At 58.2% G+C, this 17464-nt stretch carries 20 protein-coding genes; 16 read left to right on the top strand and 4 right to left on the bottom strand.

The annotated features are described in order from the left end of the window. Window positions 1-174: 174 nt before the first annotated feature. From HNQ95_RS29805 to HNQ95_RS29790, 4 genes are all read left to right on the top strand, one after another. Entirely contained in the window at window positions 175-360 is a 186-nt protein-coding gene (locus HNQ95_RS29805; protein ID WP_067955136.1) for a DUF3606 domain-containing protein, read from the top strand. Window positions 361-363: 3 nt separating this feature from the next. Then, entirely contained in the window at window positions 364-1257 is an 894-nt protein-coding gene (locus HNQ95_RS29800) for an ATP-dependent DNA ligase (protein ID WP_067955134.1), read from the top strand. Between the two features lie 49 nt (window positions 1258-1306). Further along, on the top strand, window positions 1307-1693 hold the full coding sequence (locus tag HNQ95_RS29795) for a hypothetical protein (RefSeq protein WP_157096958.1): 387 nt from the start codon (window positions 1307-1309) through the stop codon (window positions 1691-1693). Window positions 1694-2371: 678 nt separating this feature from the next. After that, window positions 2372-2797, top strand: coding sequence for a hypothetical protein (locus HNQ95_RS29790; RefSeq protein ID WP_067955130.1), 426 nt, complete (start codon window positions 2372-2374; stop codon window positions 2795-2797). Between the two features lie 575 nt (window positions 2798-3372). On the opposite strand, the gene HNQ95_RS29785 is transcribed toward HNQ95_RS29790, so the two are convergent. Beyond that, window positions 3373-4668, bottom strand: coding sequence for a DUF8689 domain-containing protein (locus HNQ95_RS29785; protein WP_182575913.1), 1296 nt, complete (start codon window positions 4666-4668; stop codon window positions 3373-3375). 227 nt (window positions 4669-4895) lie between these two features. Between HNQ95_RS29785 and HNQ95_RS29780 the strand changes: the two genes are divergently transcribed. From HNQ95_RS29780 to HNQ95_RS29770, 3 genes are all read left to right on the top strand, one after another. Beyond that, a complete protein-coding gene (locus HNQ95_RS29780) occupies window positions 4896-5378 on the top strand; it encodes a tetratricopeptide repeat protein (protein WP_182575928.1) in 483 nt (160 codons plus the stop codon). Continuing rightward, on the top strand, window positions 5362-6021 hold the full coding sequence (locus tag HNQ95_RS29775; protein ID WP_182575914.1) for a hypothetical protein: 660 nt from the start codon (window positions 5362-5364) through the stop codon (window positions 6019-6021). The genes HNQ95_RS29780 and HNQ95_RS29775 overlap by 17 nt, the downstream gene beginning before the upstream one ends. Before the next feature lie 115 nt (window positions 6022-6136). Then, a complete protein-coding gene (locus HNQ95_RS29770) occupies window positions 6137-6637 on the top strand; it encodes a hypothetical protein (RefSeq protein ID WP_067955123.1) in 501 nt (166 codons plus the stop codon). 35 nt (window positions 6638-6672) lie between these two features. Here HNQ95_RS29770 and HNQ95_RS29765 read toward each other — a convergent pair whose 3' ends face one another. Genes HNQ95_RS29765 through HNQ95_RS29755 form a run of 3 tightly spaced genes read right to left on the bottom strand, consistent with a single transcriptional unit; the run spans window position 6673 to window position 9415 of the window. Next, the gene (locus HNQ95_RS29765) at window positions 6673-7743 is read right to left on the bottom strand and encodes a phosphatase PAP2 family protein (RefSeq protein ID WP_182575915.1); all 1071 of its coding nucleotides are present in this window, start codon (window positions 7741-7743) and stop codon (window positions 6673-6675) included. Next, window positions 7740-8837 (bottom strand): phosphatase PAP2 family protein, encoded by a 1098-nt coding sequence (locus HNQ95_RS29760; protein ID WP_182575916.1) that lies wholly within the window; start codon window positions 8835-8837, stop codon window positions 7740-7742. Before HNQ95_RS29760 ends, HNQ95_RS29765 begins: the two co-directional genes overlap by 4 nt. A gap of 59 nt (window positions 8838-8896) precedes the next feature. Beyond that, window positions 8897-9415: a prepilin peptidase gene (locus HNQ95_RS29755; protein WP_067955117.1), complete on the bottom strand. Its 519-nt coding sequence runs from the start codon at window positions 9413-9415 to the stop codon at window positions 8897-8899. Between the two features lie 394 nt (window positions 9416-9809). Here HNQ95_RS29755 and HNQ95_RS29750 point away from each other — a divergent pair, with 394 nt between their 5' ends. The 9 genes from HNQ95_RS29750 to HNQ95_RS29710 all read left to right on the top strand — a co-directional run bounded on the left by HNQ95_RS29750 (window position 9810) and on the right by HNQ95_RS29710 (window position 17442). Next, window positions 9810-10010, top strand: coding sequence for a hypothetical protein (locus HNQ95_RS29750; protein ID WP_067955115.1), 201 nt, complete (start codon window positions 9810-9812; stop codon window positions 10008-10010). A gap of 67 nt (window positions 10011-10077) precedes the next feature. After that, complete coding sequence (gene cpaB / locus HNQ95_RS29745; RefSeq protein ID WP_182575917.1) at window positions 10078-11055, top strand: Flp pilus assembly protein CpaB; 978 nt, start codon at window positions 10078-10080, stop codon at window positions 11053-11055. A gap of 81 nt (window positions 11056-11136) precedes the next feature. Continuing rightward, on the top strand, window positions 11137-12582 hold the full coding sequence (locus HNQ95_RS29740; RefSeq protein WP_312871060.1) for a type II and III secretion system protein family protein: 1446 nt from the start codon (window positions 11137-11139) through the stop codon (window positions 12580-12582). Next, window positions 12530-12904, top strand: coding sequence for a pilus assembly protein (locus HNQ95_RS29735; protein WP_182575918.1), 375 nt, complete (start codon window positions 12530-12532; stop codon window positions 12902-12904). Before HNQ95_RS29740 ends, HNQ95_RS29735 begins: the two co-directional genes overlap by 53 nt. Window positions 12905-13047: 143 nt before the next feature. Next, on the top strand, window positions 13048-14646 hold the full coding sequence (locus HNQ95_RS29730) for a TadE/TadG family type IV pilus assembly protein (RefSeq protein ID WP_246341047.1): 1599 nt from the start codon (window positions 13048-13050) through the stop codon (window positions 14644-14646). After that, window positions 14643-15092, top strand: coding sequence for a TadE/TadG family type IV pilus assembly protein (locus HNQ95_RS29725; RefSeq protein WP_182575920.1), 450 nt, complete (start codon window positions 14643-14645; stop codon window positions 15090-15092). Before HNQ95_RS29730 ends, HNQ95_RS29725 begins: the two co-directional genes overlap by 4 nt. Before the next feature lie 38 nt (window positions 15093-15130). After that, window positions 15131-15697: a TadE/TadG family type IV pilus assembly protein gene (locus HNQ95_RS29720; RefSeq protein WP_182575921.1), complete on the top strand. Its 567-nt coding sequence runs from the start codon at window positions 15131-15133 to the stop codon at window positions 15695-15697. An 87-nt stretch (window positions 15698-15784) separates the two neighbouring features. Continuing rightward, a complete protein-coding gene (locus HNQ95_RS29715; protein WP_182575922.1) occupies window positions 15785-16873 on the top strand; it encodes a P-loop NTPase family protein in 1089 nt (362 codons plus the stop codon). Next, window positions 16870-17442, top strand: coding sequence for a L,D-transpeptidase (locus HNQ95_RS29710; protein WP_157096956.1), 573 nt, complete (start codon window positions 16870-16872; stop codon window positions 17440-17442). Before HNQ95_RS29715 ends, HNQ95_RS29710 begins: the two co-directional genes overlap by 4 nt. Window positions 17443-17464: the final 22 nt, after the last annotated feature.

Genomic DNA, 17464 nt, shown 5'->3' with positions numbered 1-17464 from the left:
GGTCCACTTCAGGCTCACTGCCTCGCTTCTTCGACAGCCCGTGAGAGCCAGGAAACGGGCGACAGCGACCGCGATGCCTAAGGCATCGTTCTTCGCCCGATCTGCAACCTCAGCGGGATCGGATTGCGCGGCGGAGCGTTTTAGAGTTTCCTAATATTAACTGGAGGCTCTGAAATGCCCGACGATCCAGCCAAGACGAAAGAAGACCGCAAACTCGTATCATCCGTGCAGGAATACGAGGTAGACGATTTCGCCCGCAAGTACGACCTGAGCCGAGGCGAGGCCGCCACGATTATCAAGCGCTACGGCTCATCGCGCAGTAAGCTCGACGCCATCATGGCGCAGCGATTCTACGGCTGACCGATGAGGGACCAGCGCCGGTCCGCGTTCATGCCGCCGTGTATCCCGACGTTGGTCGACAAGCCGCCTGAAGGCGACCGCTGGACGCACGAAATCAAATATGACGGCTACCGCACGCAGTTCCACCTTGCCGGCGGTCGCGCGCGCGCCTTCACGCGCAATGGCCACGATTGGTCGATGAAGTATGCGGCTGTGCTCGCCGCCGCGCGCGAGCTGATCCCACGCGACGCGATCGTTGACGGCGAGATGGTGGTACAGGACGAAAGCGGCCGACACAGCTTTAAGAAGCTTGCCAGCGCCATACGCTGGGAAGGCTCGAGCTTGGTGTTCTATGCCTTTGATCTCCTCTGCCTCGACGGCAACGACCTCCGCAAGCAACGCTGTGAAGACCGACGACTACGGCTGCATGAGTTGCTCGGAGATCCGCGGCCCACCTGCCCGCTGCAATTCAGCCAGGCGTTCGAAGGCTCCGGCGCCGAGTTCTTTGCCGCTGTCGAAAAGATGGATCTCGAAGGCATCGTGTCCAAGCGGCGCGCCAGTGTCTATCGAGGCGGTCCGTCAAAGCACTGGCTGAAGACCAAGAGTTACATCACAGGCGAATTTGTAGTGATTGGCTATGAGCAAAAACGGGGCGCTGCTATGTCCCTCCTCCTCGCCGAAGAGACTGACGCTGTTATGCGCTTTGTCGGCCGCGCTATTCCCGTCATCCGCCAAGATCGGCGCGACGAGTTTTGGCAAACGCTGCAGTTCCTGCACACAAGCCACTTCGCTACACCAATCGGCGCCGGCAACAAGGCTGCAGTACCGGTGCATCCGGTCCTAAAGGTCATGGCCAAGCATCTAAAGGGCGAGGAGAAACTTCGGCACGCAACGGTGACTGAGGTGCTGGTACCTTGACCCGCACGAGGAACCGGCGCCGAATAGGTCAAGGTGGAGGATGGGAAGCATGGGAATACTTCAAGCATTTAAGAACGCATTTCGTCGCTTGGTAGGTCGCTCTGGGCCGCGGGAGCCAGCCAACTTAGAGAAAGCCAGATCGGATCACAAAGCGGTCAAGGAAGAAAAATCTCGCTTGGATGAGGCTACCACCGCCCTCGAGCGCGAGCGAAAGCTTGCAATCGAGCGCAAATCCAACGTCGTTGGTTTAGCGGATGTCGTCGCGGGGCGGAAGGATTCGAAGAAGGTCGATGATCCGATCGACAAGCCTGAGACGCTTTTGGAGGGTGGGAAGAACCCGGGCCCGAAGAAGCCGACGACAAAACCCAAGAAGTCAGTGCCCAAACCGGCAAAGTCGGCGCTCAAGACAAAACCAAGGGTTCATAAGAAGACCTGACCCACAAGGGCTGCAGGCATCACGATCTATTTCGATCCAGCACTCCGCTTCGCGCGCCCGGCAGGGCTCGTCTACGATTGGCAGAAGAGCAGGCACGTGAGAGAGTTTCCTCCTCAAATGAGGGCTCGCGATGCCAATAAAAGCCGAAGATGGGGAAACCCGTGAGTTCTTAGTCATTCCGCCAGCGGGCGTATGGTTTGACACTAGACGACGCGAGATAGCGACAGAACTCGAACGCCGGTTCCCAAATATGAAATTCACGGTGACAATGGTGTCCGGGGAACAGGACGATAGGAGCTTCAAGGTGGTCCCGATCCTCGGTACGGCTGATGGCAAACAGCCAATGTTGAAATGGCCGTCCATGGACGTCATCGAGGAAGTGCTAGACTGCTTGGCAGGGTTTATTGTGCAGTCGGAGACAAAGCCTATCCTCCATTGAATAGGCGACGCCTCCGCCGTCCGCTTCGCCAAGACTGTCGAAAACGAACACGCAGGCGTTATCGCTTGGAGCGCGAGCCCCAGGTGGCGTTATCGCACCGAGCGGCTGACCTCGGGAGTTCATTCCAAGCCTCCTGCCGGACATCGGGCCTGCTCAATTCTGTTTGACTATTTGGCTGCGCGGGCGCGTAAAATATCAGGTTCGCCCGAGGGGCGGACTAACCAGGGAAGGATGATGCTATGAAGATGAACCGACGTAATGCTCTCGCCCTTGGTGCGACCTCGTTGTCGGCCCCGCTATTGGTCACATTGCCGACTCCGGTAGCGGCCAAGACCTACGGTCCGACCGATGGCACAGAGATTTTTCCCGGCGTTCGGCTCATCACGCTTGGAACACGAGACTCCCACATCAAGGGATACAAGAGCATCGCCATGGAAGACGTCGTCTATCAGCCAAAAGGGACCAGCCCGTTGGGGGACGTCATGGCGGATGACATGGTGTGCACGATCACTGAGGGCGAACTGCAGGTCACAACTGGTGACATGGAGTTCACAGCCAAGGAAGGCGACGTATGGAGTTGCGGCAAGGGGAGCACGAAAGAGGCTGCTACGAACAACGGAACAGTCGTCGCAGTGATGCGGGTGATTAACCTGAAGGCTGCATAGGGATCCGGACGCATCAACACAGAAAAATTCCTCGCGACAGGGCGAGGCCTGCCCTCTCGTTCCCAAGTCAAGAAAAGACCTGTCGGAACTCCGGCTGGTCTTTATTGACAGCGGAGGGGATCTCCGCAGATTTACTGAGCCGGGGCGGCTGGCGCTGTCGGGGCGGGTGCCGGTTCCGCTGGCGCGGCAGGTTCCGGAGCAGCGGAGGTCGGCGCTGCGGGTGCTGCCGGCGCCAACTGGTGCTCGACTACCGCCCCAATCGCCTCGGGTGAAAACGAACAATGCGACCACTGCGGCGATAATGACGATGATAGCAACCGCCCATCCTGCTCCGCCGCTCCCCCGGAATTACAACAGTGGGTCCATCAGACGCAACCTCATCGATCAGATTGAACACCATGGCACAACGAGTAGCCAAATTACATTGTTCTGAGGTCGGCCTGAAACCCCTTGGCGATGCAATCCAGCGCCATCTTGATATCGTCAGGGCTGTCTATGCCGCCGCCCGTCATAAACATAGGTACTTTAATACACCTCATGACAGCCGACGGATTCAACAAGAGACCATTTTTTAGTTAACGAGGCACAAGATTTTGCCACGCTGCTCCGAGCAGTGTCGAGTTCATATATGGCGGCTCTCCGCGAAACTGACAGGTCGAGATGACAAAGTCGATTAGATACCTTGGGTGGTGGCCGGCAGGCGTGGCGCCCTTTGACAAATAATATTCGGTAAAGAATTTCTCAAAGATTGTCAGATTGAACTCAATCCCCCGCCTTTCGCAAACGTCGACAAAAATCGAATGATAATCCGCGGCAGTTGGTGTCGGAATCTCAATTTTGTAGTAAAGCCGGCGCAGCGCTCCTGCATCTGCAAGGTTCTTCGGTTCTATGTTGGTCGAGAAAATGACCAATTGGTCAAACGGTACAGAGAACTTCCTTCCAGTGTTCAGTGTAAGCTGATCGAACCCGCGCTCCAGCGGGACAATCCAACGGTTGAGAACGGCTTGCGGATCGGTGCGCTGACGTCCGAAATCGTCGACAACGAAGACACCGCCGGTTGCCTTGAAATGCACCGGTGCTTCATAGACGCGCGATGCGGCGTCGAACGCCAGATCGAGCATATCTAAAGTGAGTTCGCCGCCGGTAATAACCAAGGGTCGTCTGCACAATTGCCATCGTTGATCAAAAATTGGCTTGGAAGAGCTTCGATCCTGCGCCTCGACTGGCGTATGAACGGCCGAATCGAAGAAATTGATGATCTGCCCGCCCACGATAAACGAATAGGGCAAGTAGATTGCATCCCTGAACGCCTTTCCTATTGCCTCTGCGATGCTGGTTTTCCCGTTTCCGGGTTCACCATACAGTAGGATCGATCGTGCCGAATTGACTGCTGGTCCTATCGTGTCAACGAGGCTCTCGGGCAGAACCAGATGAGAAAGGGCGGCTATGATCGCATTACGCGATAGACGCTCCGTACCTATGGATTGCCGCTGGATTTGTGCCACGAAGTCTTCGAGGGTAACGGGCGCCGGCCCGACATATTGTGACTGAGCCATCGCATCGAGCGCATAGTCGTGACCTCGACCGCCCAAAGCGTAGCGCACCTCTCCGCGCATGTCCGCACCGGTCAGTCCTTTTGCTTCTATAAGCTGGAGGCGTTGAAGCTCCTTCACAAGGGTACTCACTACAGCGACCGGAAGGCGTATTTCCCACGCCATTGCGCTCGCCGTCATTGTGCCATGGGTATGCAAGGTTTTTGCTAGAAGTTTGAGCAGGATTTCCTGCTCGAGGCCAGTTTCTTCGATTGTGGAAGGAATTTTGGGGACGTAGAACCCCCCCTGAAATTCGACCTGATGCGCTGTTTCGGTCATGCAGCGAACCCCTAAATTCTCTTAGACATTTCAATCCGAGCCGCAAAATCAAATAGGGCCGCCTATGGCAATTTTGCAACAAGCTCGCGCAATCTCAACGCTGGGGAACAACGCCATTACGAATTCCTTCATTAGCACCGGCGTATATGGCAATAACATATCTTATTTAGCCTGAGGAGGCCGCATTGGCCAAAGTCCTTTCGGTCATCTGCTTGGCAGTCTGTGCAATGGTTGCTGGCTGTCAGTCGAACGTTAAGTCGGCTGGCGGCGCGGAGGATATGTCAAGTTTCGGCGACAGTGCCGACTCCGTGAATGACCTGTCTGACGCATCATATTATCCCACGGACGAACTGGTGCAGAAGGGAAAAGTCCAGTTCAAGGAGCGCAATTTCGGCAAGTCCTATGCCTTGTTCAAGAAGGCTGTCGAGGTTTATCCCAAAGACCCGCAGGCGTGGCTCGGCTATGCTGCGTCGGCAGATCATTTGGGGCGTTTTGACAATGCAGACCTTGCGTATGCAAAACTTGAGAAAATGATCCCCAACAGGCCAGAGTTCCTGAACAACCGCGGTTACTCTTATCTGCTGCGTGGCGATCTACCTCGAGCGCGACGATACTTTGTCAAGGCCTATGAAATCGATCCTTCAAATGAAACCACGGCCAACAATCTGGAACTGATGCGAAACAGTGCATCGCTTGCAGAACGCGGTTAACAGCGGGGCGATGGTGAGCTCGACGGCGGCAACGGAGACATTGGCACTGCCGGACGCCCGCGCCCAAAAATCTGCCGTGCTTGAACTCAACCTGAGCCGGCTGCGTCGCGCCACATGGGTCCTCTCGGCGTTTTCCTCGATTTTGCTGTTGCTGACTGCCGTATCCATGATCGTTGCGTTCCAAATGTGGGGCATGCTCTCCGAAACCAGGGAACTCGCCGAAAAGCTCGGAAATCTCGGCGGCTTTGAAAAGCGTGTCGTCGACCGCCTCGACAGTTTCAACGTTGGCGTTCAGTCTCTCATCGACAGAACGAACGGCCGGTTGGAAGAGATACGGGTGGAAGCCGAGAAAGCTGCCAAGCTGTCGCAGGAGTCAGCGCAGCGGATCGGGATGGCTACCGATCAGCTTGAGATGCGAATGAACTCTTTTGCCTTGCAGTCGGACGACGGTGAGGCAATCGACTTTGGGCCGGCCGAGCAACCAGTCACCCGAAGTGCTCCCGGTCGTAACGCGGCTGTGGCGGCGGAGCTGCTCGCCGGCCAGCCGGAGGCGACACAAGGCAACCCTGCGCCGCTGGCGTCGCAATCGTTCCGGCGGACAACCAACGCCGATGGAAGCGTCACCTACGAGAAGGTCCGGTGACGGGGTCTTGCACGCTTCGACTGCGCGTCCGAATTGGCCGCAGTCATGTATTAACGATCCGTTAGCTTTAAGGCTCTACGAATGCCCTATTCTTGGTCGCGGATGGGGCTGTTTGATGCGCAAGATGTCCAGCGCCGCCAATTGGTTGCCCGCACTCGTTTTTGTTTTGATGGCAACGTTTCTTGCCATGCGAGTGGCGGTTGGCGCGTTTCCGGCGAGCGAATGGACCTGGCGGCTATATCTGGCTCTCGCGCCATTCGGCCGCGAGATTGGACTCTTCTTTCCGACCAGCTTTGCGGGCGGAATGGTGTCGGTCGCGCTTGCGCTCGTGCTCGCTATCGCTGCCGCCGCTGCGGCCAGGCAAATCCCGGCCCGCAGGGCCCGATTTCTGACGCATCACGCAGCGCTTGTTCTGCTAATCGTGGCGCTCAGAGATGAGGGCGTCTTCGCGGCCTCATCTGATGGGGCAATCGTTGGACATCTCAGATTTTTGCCCGATCTGAACAGCATGTCGCCGCTCTTCGTTGTGCTCCTGCTTGGCGTCGTGTGGGCCTGCGGTTCGACGCACAAAGACATATTTTGGGCGATGATCCATCCGGTCCGCACGCTGGACTGAAGCGAGCTGGCCGCCAGGCTTTTGCAGGGCGAACTTCAGCTTGGCTCGGCAGTGGCCGGCGCGTCATATCTTGGCGATCCAAGGGCCAGCGACGCCAAAGAACCCGCCAATCTCCAGAATGCGAGCGCCAGCACCACGCCGGCAATTCCGTCGACGGCATAATGCCAACCAAGCTGCACGGATCCGACGAGTACCAAAACCGCGAAAGCCAGACCGGCGGATCTTGCCACACTGCCCTGGTGCCGGAGAGCACAATAGAGCAGGACAGCGAATACGACGTGCAGGCTTGGCATGGCGGAGATGCCGGAAATCGCACCATCGTTGCTGGTATAGGCCGCCCAAAGCGCATCCTGGGCTAGCAGCGCCCAGATCATGCCGGTCTGCTCGTTGGCAAGTTTCAGACTGCTCATCAGTGGATCAAAGGCGTGGTCGCCGGTCAGCCTTTCAAGGAAACACGGTCCGGCGGAGGAAAAGAAAACGGCAAGGAAATTCCCAGCCACGACCCAAGCAAGAAACATCGCGAACATATACTGCATGCGCAAGTGGTTATTCCGCATAAATGCGCACCAGACGATGGCGGAAATGACGAGGATCAGCCAAAGATTGTACAAGAAGTTCAGCCCGACAAGCGCAGGAGTGCTGCCGAACAGTAGGCTCGTCCATTGATAAGCGTCATAGCCGCCGAACAGAAGGCGGTCCGCCGCCATGAACCGCAGATCCCATGAGAATGCATTGACCGTCGGGATCGACGATTTGATGGTTGCGAAGGTCCTGATGGTCAAAATGGAAATGATCAGGACGTGCGGCACGTGGATGTAACGGTCATGGGCGATCAAAGCCTCACGAAGCGCACCGATTAGAGCGCGCGTGGGGTTCTGCCTGCCTTCGCGCAGAAGGCGAACGACCACGACCAGCATGTACAACAGGCTGAGATTGACAATGAGGTGCGTGGCAACGCGCATGTAGAAGAGGCCGGCCTGGTAATATGGCACCAGGTAGCCGAGTTGGATCATCAGCCACATGATGCCTATATGGCCAACCATGCCGACATAGAGCCAGCTGTATTGCCGGGACACCACAAAGAACCGTGACAACCAGGGGTTCATGCGTGTCTTCGCCTATCGGTCTCTATCATATCGGACTGTGCCGCATCGACGGCGCGCACCAACATCCCTGCGGTGGCCCACAGCACAACAACCGCGGCCCATCCCACATAGGCGTCGATGGCATAGTGCCATCCCAGATGCACCGAGCCGACGAAAACCAGCAATGCGTGGACAGCTAAAAGCCAGACCAGCTTCCTGCTCAGGTTCCAGGCAGCGAGCACGTTGAGCAGCGCGACTGCGTTGTGCAGGCTTGGCATCGCGGAAATACCTAATGGTTCTGTCTTGCCGAGATAGCCTTGCCATAACAGGTCCTGTGTCCAGAGTGCAGGCAGGGGTACCAGGTCGTCATGAATGGCACGCAGATAATTCATCAGCGGCGCGTAGGGGTTTGGTACGATCCCTAGCGGGCCATAGTAACACGGGCCCGCCGATGCGAACGTTTTGGCAAGCACACTGCCGCAAACAATCCAGGTGAGAATGAACCCCAGTAAATAACGTTTGCGTATCGGGCGCGCTGCTTCCGCGAAGAGGAAGTAGAGCGCCATCATCCACATCACCAGAAGCCAAAGCTGGTAGTTGGCGTTCAGGATGATGGTGACGGGCCAATACCCAGCGACCGGCTGCAGCCACTCCCAGGGTAGCTTTCCCAGATGAATAATGCGGTCGATCTCGGTCAGCCGCTGGTCCCATCCGATCGATGCAAAATCTCTCAATCGGGCCTTCATGATCCAGAACGCCCCGCAGACGAGTGACAGGATCAGCAGAATGGCTATGCCTCGCCCGATTGTTTCGAGGTTTCGCGAAACGGTCTTGGCTTCCGAAAACATGGTAACGATCGGTCGGTGAGGACGCGCGACTTGGACATAACAGATGAAGCGCAGCACGGCTGCCGCTAGCAACCAGAACATGAAGATGCCGGCAATTGACTTGGCCAGATGGAGAAGCATCGCGCCGCTGCCAACGCCGAGGTAGAGCCAGACGGCAGCGAAATAAAGTAACGCCACGGCTGCAGGCAGTTTCAATTCATTTAGAACGAGGCCGATTGACCCTGCGGCGCTCGAGACGGCTGTATACTGGGTGTTAGCGTTCGACATCAGCCACCATAGCGTCGCTCATCGTCCGATCCTGCAAAGCCTGCCGCTGCGATAGGTGCTCATCCCAATGCAGCGGTGGCGTACCTGTCCCATGCCGATACGAACAAGGCGCCAACCAGAATGACCGCATAAGGCACCTTTCCGGTCCGTCGAATTTCGTTGAGACGCATGCCAGGAATGGTAGCACCCAGTCCGGCGGGAAGTGGCAGCTTCAGCGAAAGCAGTGCGACCACAGCCAGAATAGCGAGCCAGATCGCAAACGGCAGCAGGGCCGTCCACCCAAGAAACAGGCCAATAGGGAACATCAGCTTGGCATCGCCTGCACCCAGCAACTTCAGCTGCCACAGCACAAAGCCAATTGCCATCAGCAGGAACGCCGCAGCAAGTGACCAGACAACATCTACGCCGAACCGCACCGTTTCCCCGGATGCGAGAACCACGCCAGCGAAGATGACATAACAGGCAACCAGAACGAGGATGGTGCGGTTGGGTATCTTCCAGGTCATGAAGTCGACCCAGGCGGCCCGGCTGAAAGTGGCGGCAGAAACAAGTAGCGTTACAACGGCGAGCACTGTCATCGGTCAAGCATCACCAAAAACTATGAAAATGCTCATAGCACTACCTCGCTTGCTAAGGAAGATTCATTTCAGTAGATGACGTGTGTTTTTGTCGTTGTTGCTTAAAAATCGTTAATCGCGGCATCTGATTGATCGACAAACGTTCATCGTAGTGGCTCACTAGCCGCCATGATACATTCCAATATTCAATCATTATCTTGTAGCGATGCCCGACAGCCAAATAGAATTTCTCTGGCTGTTAACCTTACTTCTTAGTTTACATGATTACGTAAGGCGCTGCTAATTGACCAGATCCTAATTAACAGATTATTAATGACAACATCGGTGGGGCGGCCTTCGATGTCACGCCGAGTGTAGATCAGGGTGTTCACAAAGTGTTCAAGGGGAGTGCGTTATGAAAAAGGCAATGGAAAGTGTGCGGGCGTTCGTTGCAGACGAAGACGGGATCGCGCTGACAGAATATCTGGTTCTTCTCGGGCTGATCGTCGCCGCCGTGGTCGTCGCCGTAGGCGCCGCCGGGTCGAGCCTGGCGGGTGCGTGGGGCCGCTGGGGTACCTGGTGGGATACTCTTGAGCCGGCGCCGCTGCCGGCCTAGCATTCGGTCAGACTTGCATGCGGGCGACCGGGTCTGGCCCGGTCGCCTATCTCATGGGGGGTGGGCAATGAAATCTTCAACCATCGTCAGCCTGCTGGTATCGGCCTTCCTCGCCGTCGCCGCAGTATTCGGGGTGCAGGCCTATCTCAAATCTCAGGCGCAATCGCTGGCTGCCAATCGACCGCCGCCGGGACCCAAGGGCATGATCGTGGTGGCCGCGCAGCCGATGCGCTTCGGCCAATTGGTGGAACCTGCGGCTCTAAAGGAGATCGAATGGCCTGCGGGCTCGGTGCCGCAGGGCGCGTTCAAGTCGATCGCCGAAGTCATTGGCGATAGCACACAGTCCCGATATGTGATGACGGGAATTGAAGCTTCCGAGCCGATCCTTGCGTCAAAGATCACCGGTCCCGGCCAGCGTGCGACGCTTTCTGCGACCTTGAGCACGGGGATGAAGGCTGTATCCATCCGAGTCAACGATGTGCTTGGTGTCGCTGGTTTTGTGCTTCCAGGCGACAGGGTGGACATCATGCTCACCCGTCAGCTCGATGCTGAGGGTGATGCAAAACGCAACGGCACAACGGATGTCTTGTTGCAAGGCGTAAAGGTGCTGGCGGTTGACCAGTCGGCCGACGATCGCGCCGACAGGCCCGAGATCGTCAAGACGGTGACACTGGAAGTATCGACGGTCGAGGCGCAGAAGCTGACCCTGGCAGCGACGGTCGGCACACTTTCACTGACGCTGCGCAACGTCGCCTCTGCGGAAGTGGAAAATGTCGCCTCGGTCGATCTGTCGGACCTCAGTAGCGGTGCACCTGCCGAGGCACTTATGCAGGAAAAAGAACAGGCCCGCCTGGACAGCATCGAGAAGTTTGTGCGCACCGTCGATGAAAAGGTGGATGCGCGCGTCGAACAGTTAAAGAGCGAGTTGAACAAACCCGCTCCCGCTGCAACTGTTGCGCCCGTGCCACGTGCGCCCTCAACCGTCGGCGTCGGCGTTTACAGGGGTGCAGAAAGAACGGAATATCAAGTAATGGCTGTTAAGTGAGGAACATTGTAACTGCAGCCTTGGGGGGTTTGCGTGATTTGCTCGGCTAACAAGGGAAGGCGGATCAAGCGGCGTTTCGCAGTGGCGGCAATTCTGGCCAGTGCGCTGACCGGTGAAGTGATTTGGCCTGATCGGGCGATGGCACAGGATCTGCGACTATCCCTCGGAGCCGGAACAGTATCACGCGCCCAGGTGCGCCCCGGCATGACCCTGACTGTCCAGACCAATATTCCCTACGCCGATCTTGTCATTGGCAAGACAAGCGTGGCGGATGTGGTGCCCTTGTCTGACCGGTCGTTCTATATTCAGGGCAACGCCCCCGGCATCACCAATATCTCCCTTTTCAACGAAGACAAGAAGCTGCTTGGCATCGTCGACGTGCGGGTGCGCCAGGATTTCAGCGACGTCAACGCCGCCGTTCGCGCGGCAGTACCAGGCGCCGATATCAAGGTTCTGAACCGCAACGAGAAGATCGTCCTTTCCGGCATGGTCGCCAATGCGTCGCAACAGGCAGCCGCGATTGCCGCCGCGCAACAATTCGCCGAAAAGGATGGGCAGGTCATCAGTTCGCTGGGGGTCACCGAGAACCAGCAGGTGGCGCTCCAGGTGCGCGTCATCGAGGCCTCGCGAAGCGTTGGCCGCGATTTGGGTGTCAAGGTCCGGGCGAAGGGCGGCACTTCGCTTTTCGGGTCGGGAACGGGCCTGTCGGTCAACGCGGAGGATGGTCAGGCACAGACGTTCCTCAGCGACGCCACTTCCGGCCAGCGTCTGGCGTCCACAAACACGCCGTTCGGCACACTGGTCGCCCAGGTGCTGGAAGGTGCTGGCGTCAAGGTCGATGTCATCATCGACGCGCTTGAAAAGAAGGGCCTGGCGCGGCGCCTGGCTCAACCCAACCTTACGACGATCAGCGGTGAGCCGGCGAGTTTCACCGTTGGCGGCGAAGTGCCGATCCCGTCCAGCCTGGGCGACAACGGGACGGTCGGCTACGTCTACAAGGACTACGGCGTCCGCCTCAATTTCCTGCCGACCGTTCTCGGGCACGGCAAGATCAATGTGCGGTTGGAGTCGGAGGTCAGCGAAATCGACCGATCCCTGGTCGTCAACGGCTTCCCGGCATTTTCCACCCGCAAGGCGTCATCGGTTCTGGAGTTGCGCGACGGCCAGAGTTTCGCCATGGCTGGCATGCTTCAGTCGGTCAATGAACGTGACGTTCAGCAACTTCCCTGGCTTGGACAAATCCCGATCCTCGGCGCCCTTTTCCGCTCGACCAGTTTTCAAAAGCGCGAGACGGATCTCGTAATTGTGGTCACGCCTTATCTCGTTCGACCCACGTCGCCCGGTGAGGCGTTGCGCACACCGCTGGACAATACGCGCCCGTCCAACGACGCCGAGCTTTTCGCCTTCGGCATGCTGGAAGTGGACAAAGACATGATCCGCAAATTCCGCGATGGCGTGGGTGCCAAGGGGGCCTATGGCCATCGTATTGATCTTGATTTCCCGGATGGCGCCGTTGTCAAAAAGTAAGATCATCCTACTCGTGTTCACTATCAGTCTCGGTGGTTGCGCCGACTATATGAACAATCGTGACTCGGTCACGCTGGGTCTGGGCGACGCGCCTGAGGCAAATCTGGCCATCCAGACGGTTGACCCATTTCCGCAGCATTCTCGGAACACGAGGATAGAACCGGACGCAGGCAAGGTGAATGAGGCCTACCGGCGCTACCAGGAGCCTTGCGACAAGGACGTAGCGCCTTGCCGCACCCCTCCGGGTGGTCCGCAGGTGGTAATCAACAACAATGGTATGCCGGGCGCGCAAGGCGCGGCGGGCGCTCCGGCCGGGTACTAGCGAGGGCACAAGGCCGAGCGGTGTTAGACGTGGGAGAATCGGAAACGGTGTGAGTGTGCGGCCTCACTGACCAGGGCTTGGGACGAGACGCCATGTGGAGTTTAGTCAGTGTTGAGCTGGCCTGCCGTCTTAGGCGCCGGGCATTGAAGGTTGGGTTTTCGCAAGATGACAGCGGCTATGCCGTAGTTCTGACGCTTGTAGCCCTGCCGCTGATCGTCGGCGTTGCCGCTTTTGTGATCGACGCTTCGCGCGTAACGAACCTTCATACCGATCTTCAGGATGCCTCCGACGCGATGGCGCTGGCCGGCGCGCGCGAACTTGACGGGCGCGACGACGCGATCCCGCGTGCCAAGGCCGCTATCCAGGCCATGGTCGGCAATCAGGCCTTGTTCGGTAATGGCGGCGACGGCATGAGCATGGGCGAGCGCATTGCCATCAGCTACAACGCCGCGACCGGTGCGGGAAACGTCACCGTCCAGTTCATGGAAGGCATTCCGGCATTCGACGATCAGGCCGTCAACGGCAATTGCGTCGACCGCAGAGGCCGCGATGTCTCGTGCAACGTCGAGGCGGACTACGGATCGGTCGACGAGCAGTCGAACCATGCCAAATATGTGCGGGTCATCGCCAACGACTTCAATGTCCGCACGATGTTCACCCTGCCCGGGCTCGGCCGCGACGACGTGCCTGTCCAGGCGGAGGCGGTGGCGACGTACCGGTCATCGGCCTGCGATCTGACGCCGATCTTCATCTGCAACCCGTTCGAGGGAAGCGGCAATCCGGACTTCCATCAGAACTTCAAGGATGGCAACCTTTACGCGCGGCAGATAACCATGACGTTACGAGGCAGCACGACCGCCGGTCCCGGCAATTTTGGTTATCTTGCCGTGGGTGGCAGCGGCGCCAGCGTGTTGCGTGATGCGCTCGCCACCAACAATCCCGGTATCTGCTATGACCCCGATGAAATCCTGACCGAGCCAGGCGGCAATATCGGTCCGGCCGAGCAAGGACTGGGGACACGCTTCGGCATTTACGCTGGCCCGATGAGCAGCAATGCGAGCGACCCAAACTTCAGGCCGGACCGCAATGTGCGCATGGGGCAGGATTACAAGGCCAATGGCACCCCGCAAAGCTGCTCATCCTATCAGCCGGAAATCAACCCGATGGACGCCATGCCCTTCCCGCAGGGGACATCCACGACGAATCTGAGCGGTGGCGGCAACATTTCGAACGGTACCTGGGATCTCAATCGCTATTGGCAGGTTTCACACGGCGGCCTGACCTCGCCGCCCAGCGCCGGCACGCCGGCGCCGGCAGCGCCAAGTGCCGTTGTTGACTATCGGCCAAGCCTGCCGTCAACCGCTACTGCGGCCATTACGCATCCTTCCCGCTACGATGTCTATCAGTACGAATTGTCAAACAACCGGGTTAATGATCGTGCTCCCGGCGGCGAGCGCGGCAGCCCATCTCCCCAGTGCTACAGCGGCTACAATCCAGCGGACTATGCAGGTGAAAGGCGCGTGATCGTCGCGGCTATTGTCAATTGCATCGAGCATCAGGCCGAACTTAACGGTCGCAAAAATCTGGAAGCCGAAGCCTACACGCGCTTGTTCCTCACCAAACCGATGGTGACGGCAGGCAGCAACAAATACATCTCGCTCGAGGTGATCGATGTCACCGGCAAGGGAGGAATGGGCACGGTCGAAGATCATCTGCGTGAGGAGGCGGAGTTGGTCCGATGAACCCCATCGTAAACCTTCGCGACTTTCTAAGCGACGAGCAGGGTGTCGCGATGACCGAGGCGATCATCGTGGTACCGTTCCTGACCTTCCTGGCCATCAGTGTTCTGGAATTCGGCTCCGTCCTTTGGCAGCGTGAGCAGATCGCAACCGGGATGCGCGATGCTGCGCGCTATATGGCACGTTGCCGCCATTCCGCCGACACCTGTCAAAACGTGGCGCGCAACCTGGCCTACTACGGCAGCGCTGCGGTGACGACGCGGCTGCGCGTCCGCGACTGGAACGCGGACAATTCGCCAATCACTTTCACCGAATCGGTATCCGGCTCAAGCACGATCATTTCAGCCACAACGACGCACCAATTGCCTGGCTCGCCGCTCTTTAGCGCGCTCGGCATCGGCAACATTACCGTCAACGCCAACCACAACCAGCGCAAGATCGGATGGTAGTTGCCATGCTGCGGAGATTTTGCCGATCAAAGTCGGGCGTGGCGCTGACGGAAGGGTTGATCGTCTTTCCGATCATGGTTCTGGCCATCAGTCTGTGTGTCGAATTCGGCTACATGATGTATCAATGGAACCTTGCAGCGAAAGCCATGCAGCTCGGCGTTCGGAAACTGGTCGTATCTGAACCGGTGACGCCGGACTTCAACACGGTCTTCGCGTTCGATGACACGCAGTCGGGGCAGCTGATCGATGCGGATGCGAGCGTGCAGTCGACCTGCGGCGCAGGGACCGGCATAGCTTGCGATGCGGCCATGATGACCAGGCTCATCAGTGGCAACCTGACCGGCGGCCAGAGATGGCCCGGACTCGCCAATTATTTCCCTGGCATCACGGCTGGCCAGATACGCATCATCTACGAGCTCAGCGGATTGGGTTATCAGGGACGCCCAGGTGGGCCCGTCGTAACCGTACGCATGGAGATCGGCCGCGATGCCATCGACTTTCCGGTGATCGGACGGCTCCTTGAGAGCATTGGCATCGCCTTCCCGCCCTTCACCGTCACCGCAACGTCAGAAGACCTCCGCAGCTGCCCCGGCCCCTGCAGTTAGACTGGATATTTGATGAACGTGAACCTAAGCACAACCAGTCGTTCCCGGATACTGATCTGCTCGCAGGACAGGGATGCGGCCAGGACGATGGACAACATCATTTCGTCCTTGGCGGCCTTCGACACGACCGTCGTTTCACTCGACGTCTTGGTGCAGAACAAGACATTCGACGCCGACAGTTTTGACGCCGTAATTATCGATCTGGGCAATGGTGTCGCGCTCGACAATCCACGTCTTGCCGAAGTTCGCGGGCGCTTCGGCAAGGTGCCCGTCGTTTTTGTCTCGGACGAGTTGACCCCGGAGCGGATGCGCCAACTTATCAAACTGGATGGGACTGACTGGTTGCCAAAGCCGCTTCAGCCGCGGCTGCTGATCGACACCGTCAATACGGTCACGCAACGCCTGAAGGCTAATGCCAACAACGTCTACGCCGTCTTGCCTTGTGGCGGCGGGGCCGGGGCGACCAGCGTCGCTATCATGCTGGCTTATTATCTCAGCCGTGCGCGCAAACGCAGCCAGCCGACGGTCGCGCTGTTCGATCTGGATTTTTCGTCGGCCTCGACTTCCGCCTATCTCAACACAGATAGCGGTTACGACCTGACCGACGTTCTGGGCAAGCCGGAGCGCATCGATCTCGAATTCATCGACATCATCAAACGGAAGCATCAGAGCGGTTTTTCGCTATTTTCTTTTGCCAGCCCGGCGCTGATGACCAGTCAGGACGCTGCGGAGCTGGTGCTGCGCATGCTCGATATCGTTACTTTTCAGCACGACCACACCGTAGTCGACCTGGCCTCGTGCGAGACCCTGTGGAGTGACAACGTGCTGGCGGCCGTCAACTCCGCTGTGATTGTCACGACCAACTCGGTCCCGGCACTTCGTCGTGCGAAGGAAACAGTGAAGCGAGTGTCGGAAATCCGCGGCAGCGGAAAGGGCATCAGCCTGGCCATCAACAAGGTTCGAGGCGGACTGTTCTCGGCCGGGATCAAAAAAAAGGACGTCCAGCGGCTTTTTGGCGATGCTCCGGTGACGATCTTGCCGGACGAGCCTGATATGATGACGGAAGCGCTGAATCGGGGCGTGCTGCCGCTGGAGGTGAACGCGCGCTCGCGGTTTTGCTCCAAGGTGCAGGTTCTTGCCGACGCAATGGCGCTGGTTGCCGGATCGGCGCGATGATGGACGACCACGTCGTTTCGCGCCGGAACTTTCTGATTGCAGGGGCCGCTGGCGTCTGGGCGTTGACGATCGGCGGATCCCCAGCCGAAGCGGCGAAAGTCCCTCGCAGCCACGGGCCGGCGACGCGCCGGCTCGTTGGCGCTGTCACCGGAGAAAGACCAGGAACGATCCTGATCTCCAATTCGACGCGGACGCTGGACGTCGTGCGCAACGCCGATACGGTCGCACGATACACGATTGGCATTGGCCGAGATGGGTTCACCTGGACGGGCTCGGTGATGGTCGGGCAAAAAGCGGAGTGGCCGCAATGGCGGCCCCCTGCCGAAATGCGTCAGCGACAATCCGAGTTGCCCGACCTGGTGCCGCCAGGACCACTCAATCCGCTCGGCGCACGCGCGCTCTACCTCTACAAAAACGGCAACGACACACTTTTCCGGATCCACGGGACCAACGATGCCGCAACCATCGGCGGCTACGTCACTTCTGGCTGCTTCAGGATGACGAACGCCGACATCCTGGAACTCTATCCGAAAACGCCTGTCGGTACGCGCGTGATCGTTAGCGATTGATGCGGCAGTGGGACATTGAGCA

This window comes from Aminobacter ciceronei, assembly GCF_014138625.1.
GTDB classification, from domain to species: domain Bacteria; phylum Pseudomonadota; class Alphaproteobacteria; order Rhizobiales; family Rhizobiaceae; genus Aminobacter; species Aminobacter ciceronei.
The sequence above is the reverse complement of the archived record's forward strand: the minus strand, read 5'-3'. Positions and strand labels throughout refer to the sequence as shown.

Bases quoted from the DNA above. Each gene is read 5' to 3' on its own strand.
- HNQ95_RS29760 (WP_182575916.1), bottom strand. From the start codon at position 8,837: ATGTCGAACGCTAACACCCAGTATACAGCCGTCTCGAGCGCCGCAGGG.
- cpaB (WP_182575917.1), top strand. From the start codon at position 10,078: ATGAAATCTTCAACCATCGTCAGCCTGCTGGTATCGGCCTTCCTCGCC.
- HNQ95_RS29725 (WP_182575920.1), top strand. From the start codon at position 14,643: ATGAACCCCATCGTAAACCTTCGCGACTTTCTAAGCGACGAGCAGGGT.
- HNQ95_RS29765 (WP_182575915.1), bottom strand. From the start codon at position 7,743: ATGAACCCCTGGTTGTCACGGTTCTTTGTGGTGTCCCGGCAATACAGC.
- HNQ95_RS29780 (WP_182575928.1), top strand. From the start codon at position 4,896: ATGGTTGCTGGCTGTCAGTCGAACGTTAAGTCGGCTGGCGGCGCGGAG.
- HNQ95_RS29710 (WP_157096956.1), top strand. From the start codon at position 16,870: ATGATGGACGACCACGTCGTTTCGCGCCGGAACTTTCTGATTGCAGGG.
- HNQ95_RS29715 (WP_182575922.1), top strand. From the start codon at position 15,785: ATGGACAACATCATTTCGTCCTTGGCGGCCTTCGACACGACCGTCGTT.
- HNQ95_RS29750 (WP_067955115.1), top strand. From the start codon at position 9,810: ATGAAAAAGGCAATGGAAAGTGTGCGGGCGTTCGTTGCAGACGAAGAC.
- HNQ95_RS29755 (WP_067955117.1), bottom strand. From the start codon at position 9,415: ATGACAGTGCTCGCCGTTGTAACGCTACTTGTTTCTGCCGCCACTTTC.
- HNQ95_RS29785 (WP_182575913.1), bottom strand. From the start codon at position 4,668: ATGACCGAAACAGCGCATCAGGTCGAATTTCAGGGGGGGTTCTACGTC.
- HNQ95_RS29800 (WP_067955134.1), top strand. From the start codon at position 364: ATGAGGGACCAGCGCCGGTCCGCGTTCATGCCGCCGTGTATCCCGACG.
- HNQ95_RS29790 (WP_067955130.1), top strand. From the start codon at position 2,372: ATGAAGATGAACCGACGTAATGCTCTCGCCCTTGGTGCGACCTCGTTG.
- HNQ95_RS29795 (WP_157096958.1), top strand. From the start codon at position 1,307: ATGGGAATACTTCAAGCATTTAAGAACGCATTTCGTCGCTTGGTAGGT.
- HNQ95_RS29770 (WP_067955123.1), top strand. From the start codon at position 6,137: ATGCGCAAGATGTCCAGCGCCGCCAATTGGTTGCCCGCACTCGTTTTT.
- HNQ95_RS29805 (WP_067955136.1), top strand. From the start codon at position 175: ATGCCCGACGATCCAGCCAAGACGAAAGAAGACCGCAAACTCGTATCA.
- HNQ95_RS29735 (WP_182575918.1), top strand. From the start codon at position 12,530: ATGGCCATCGTATTGATCTTGATTTCCCGGATGGCGCCGTTGTCAAAA.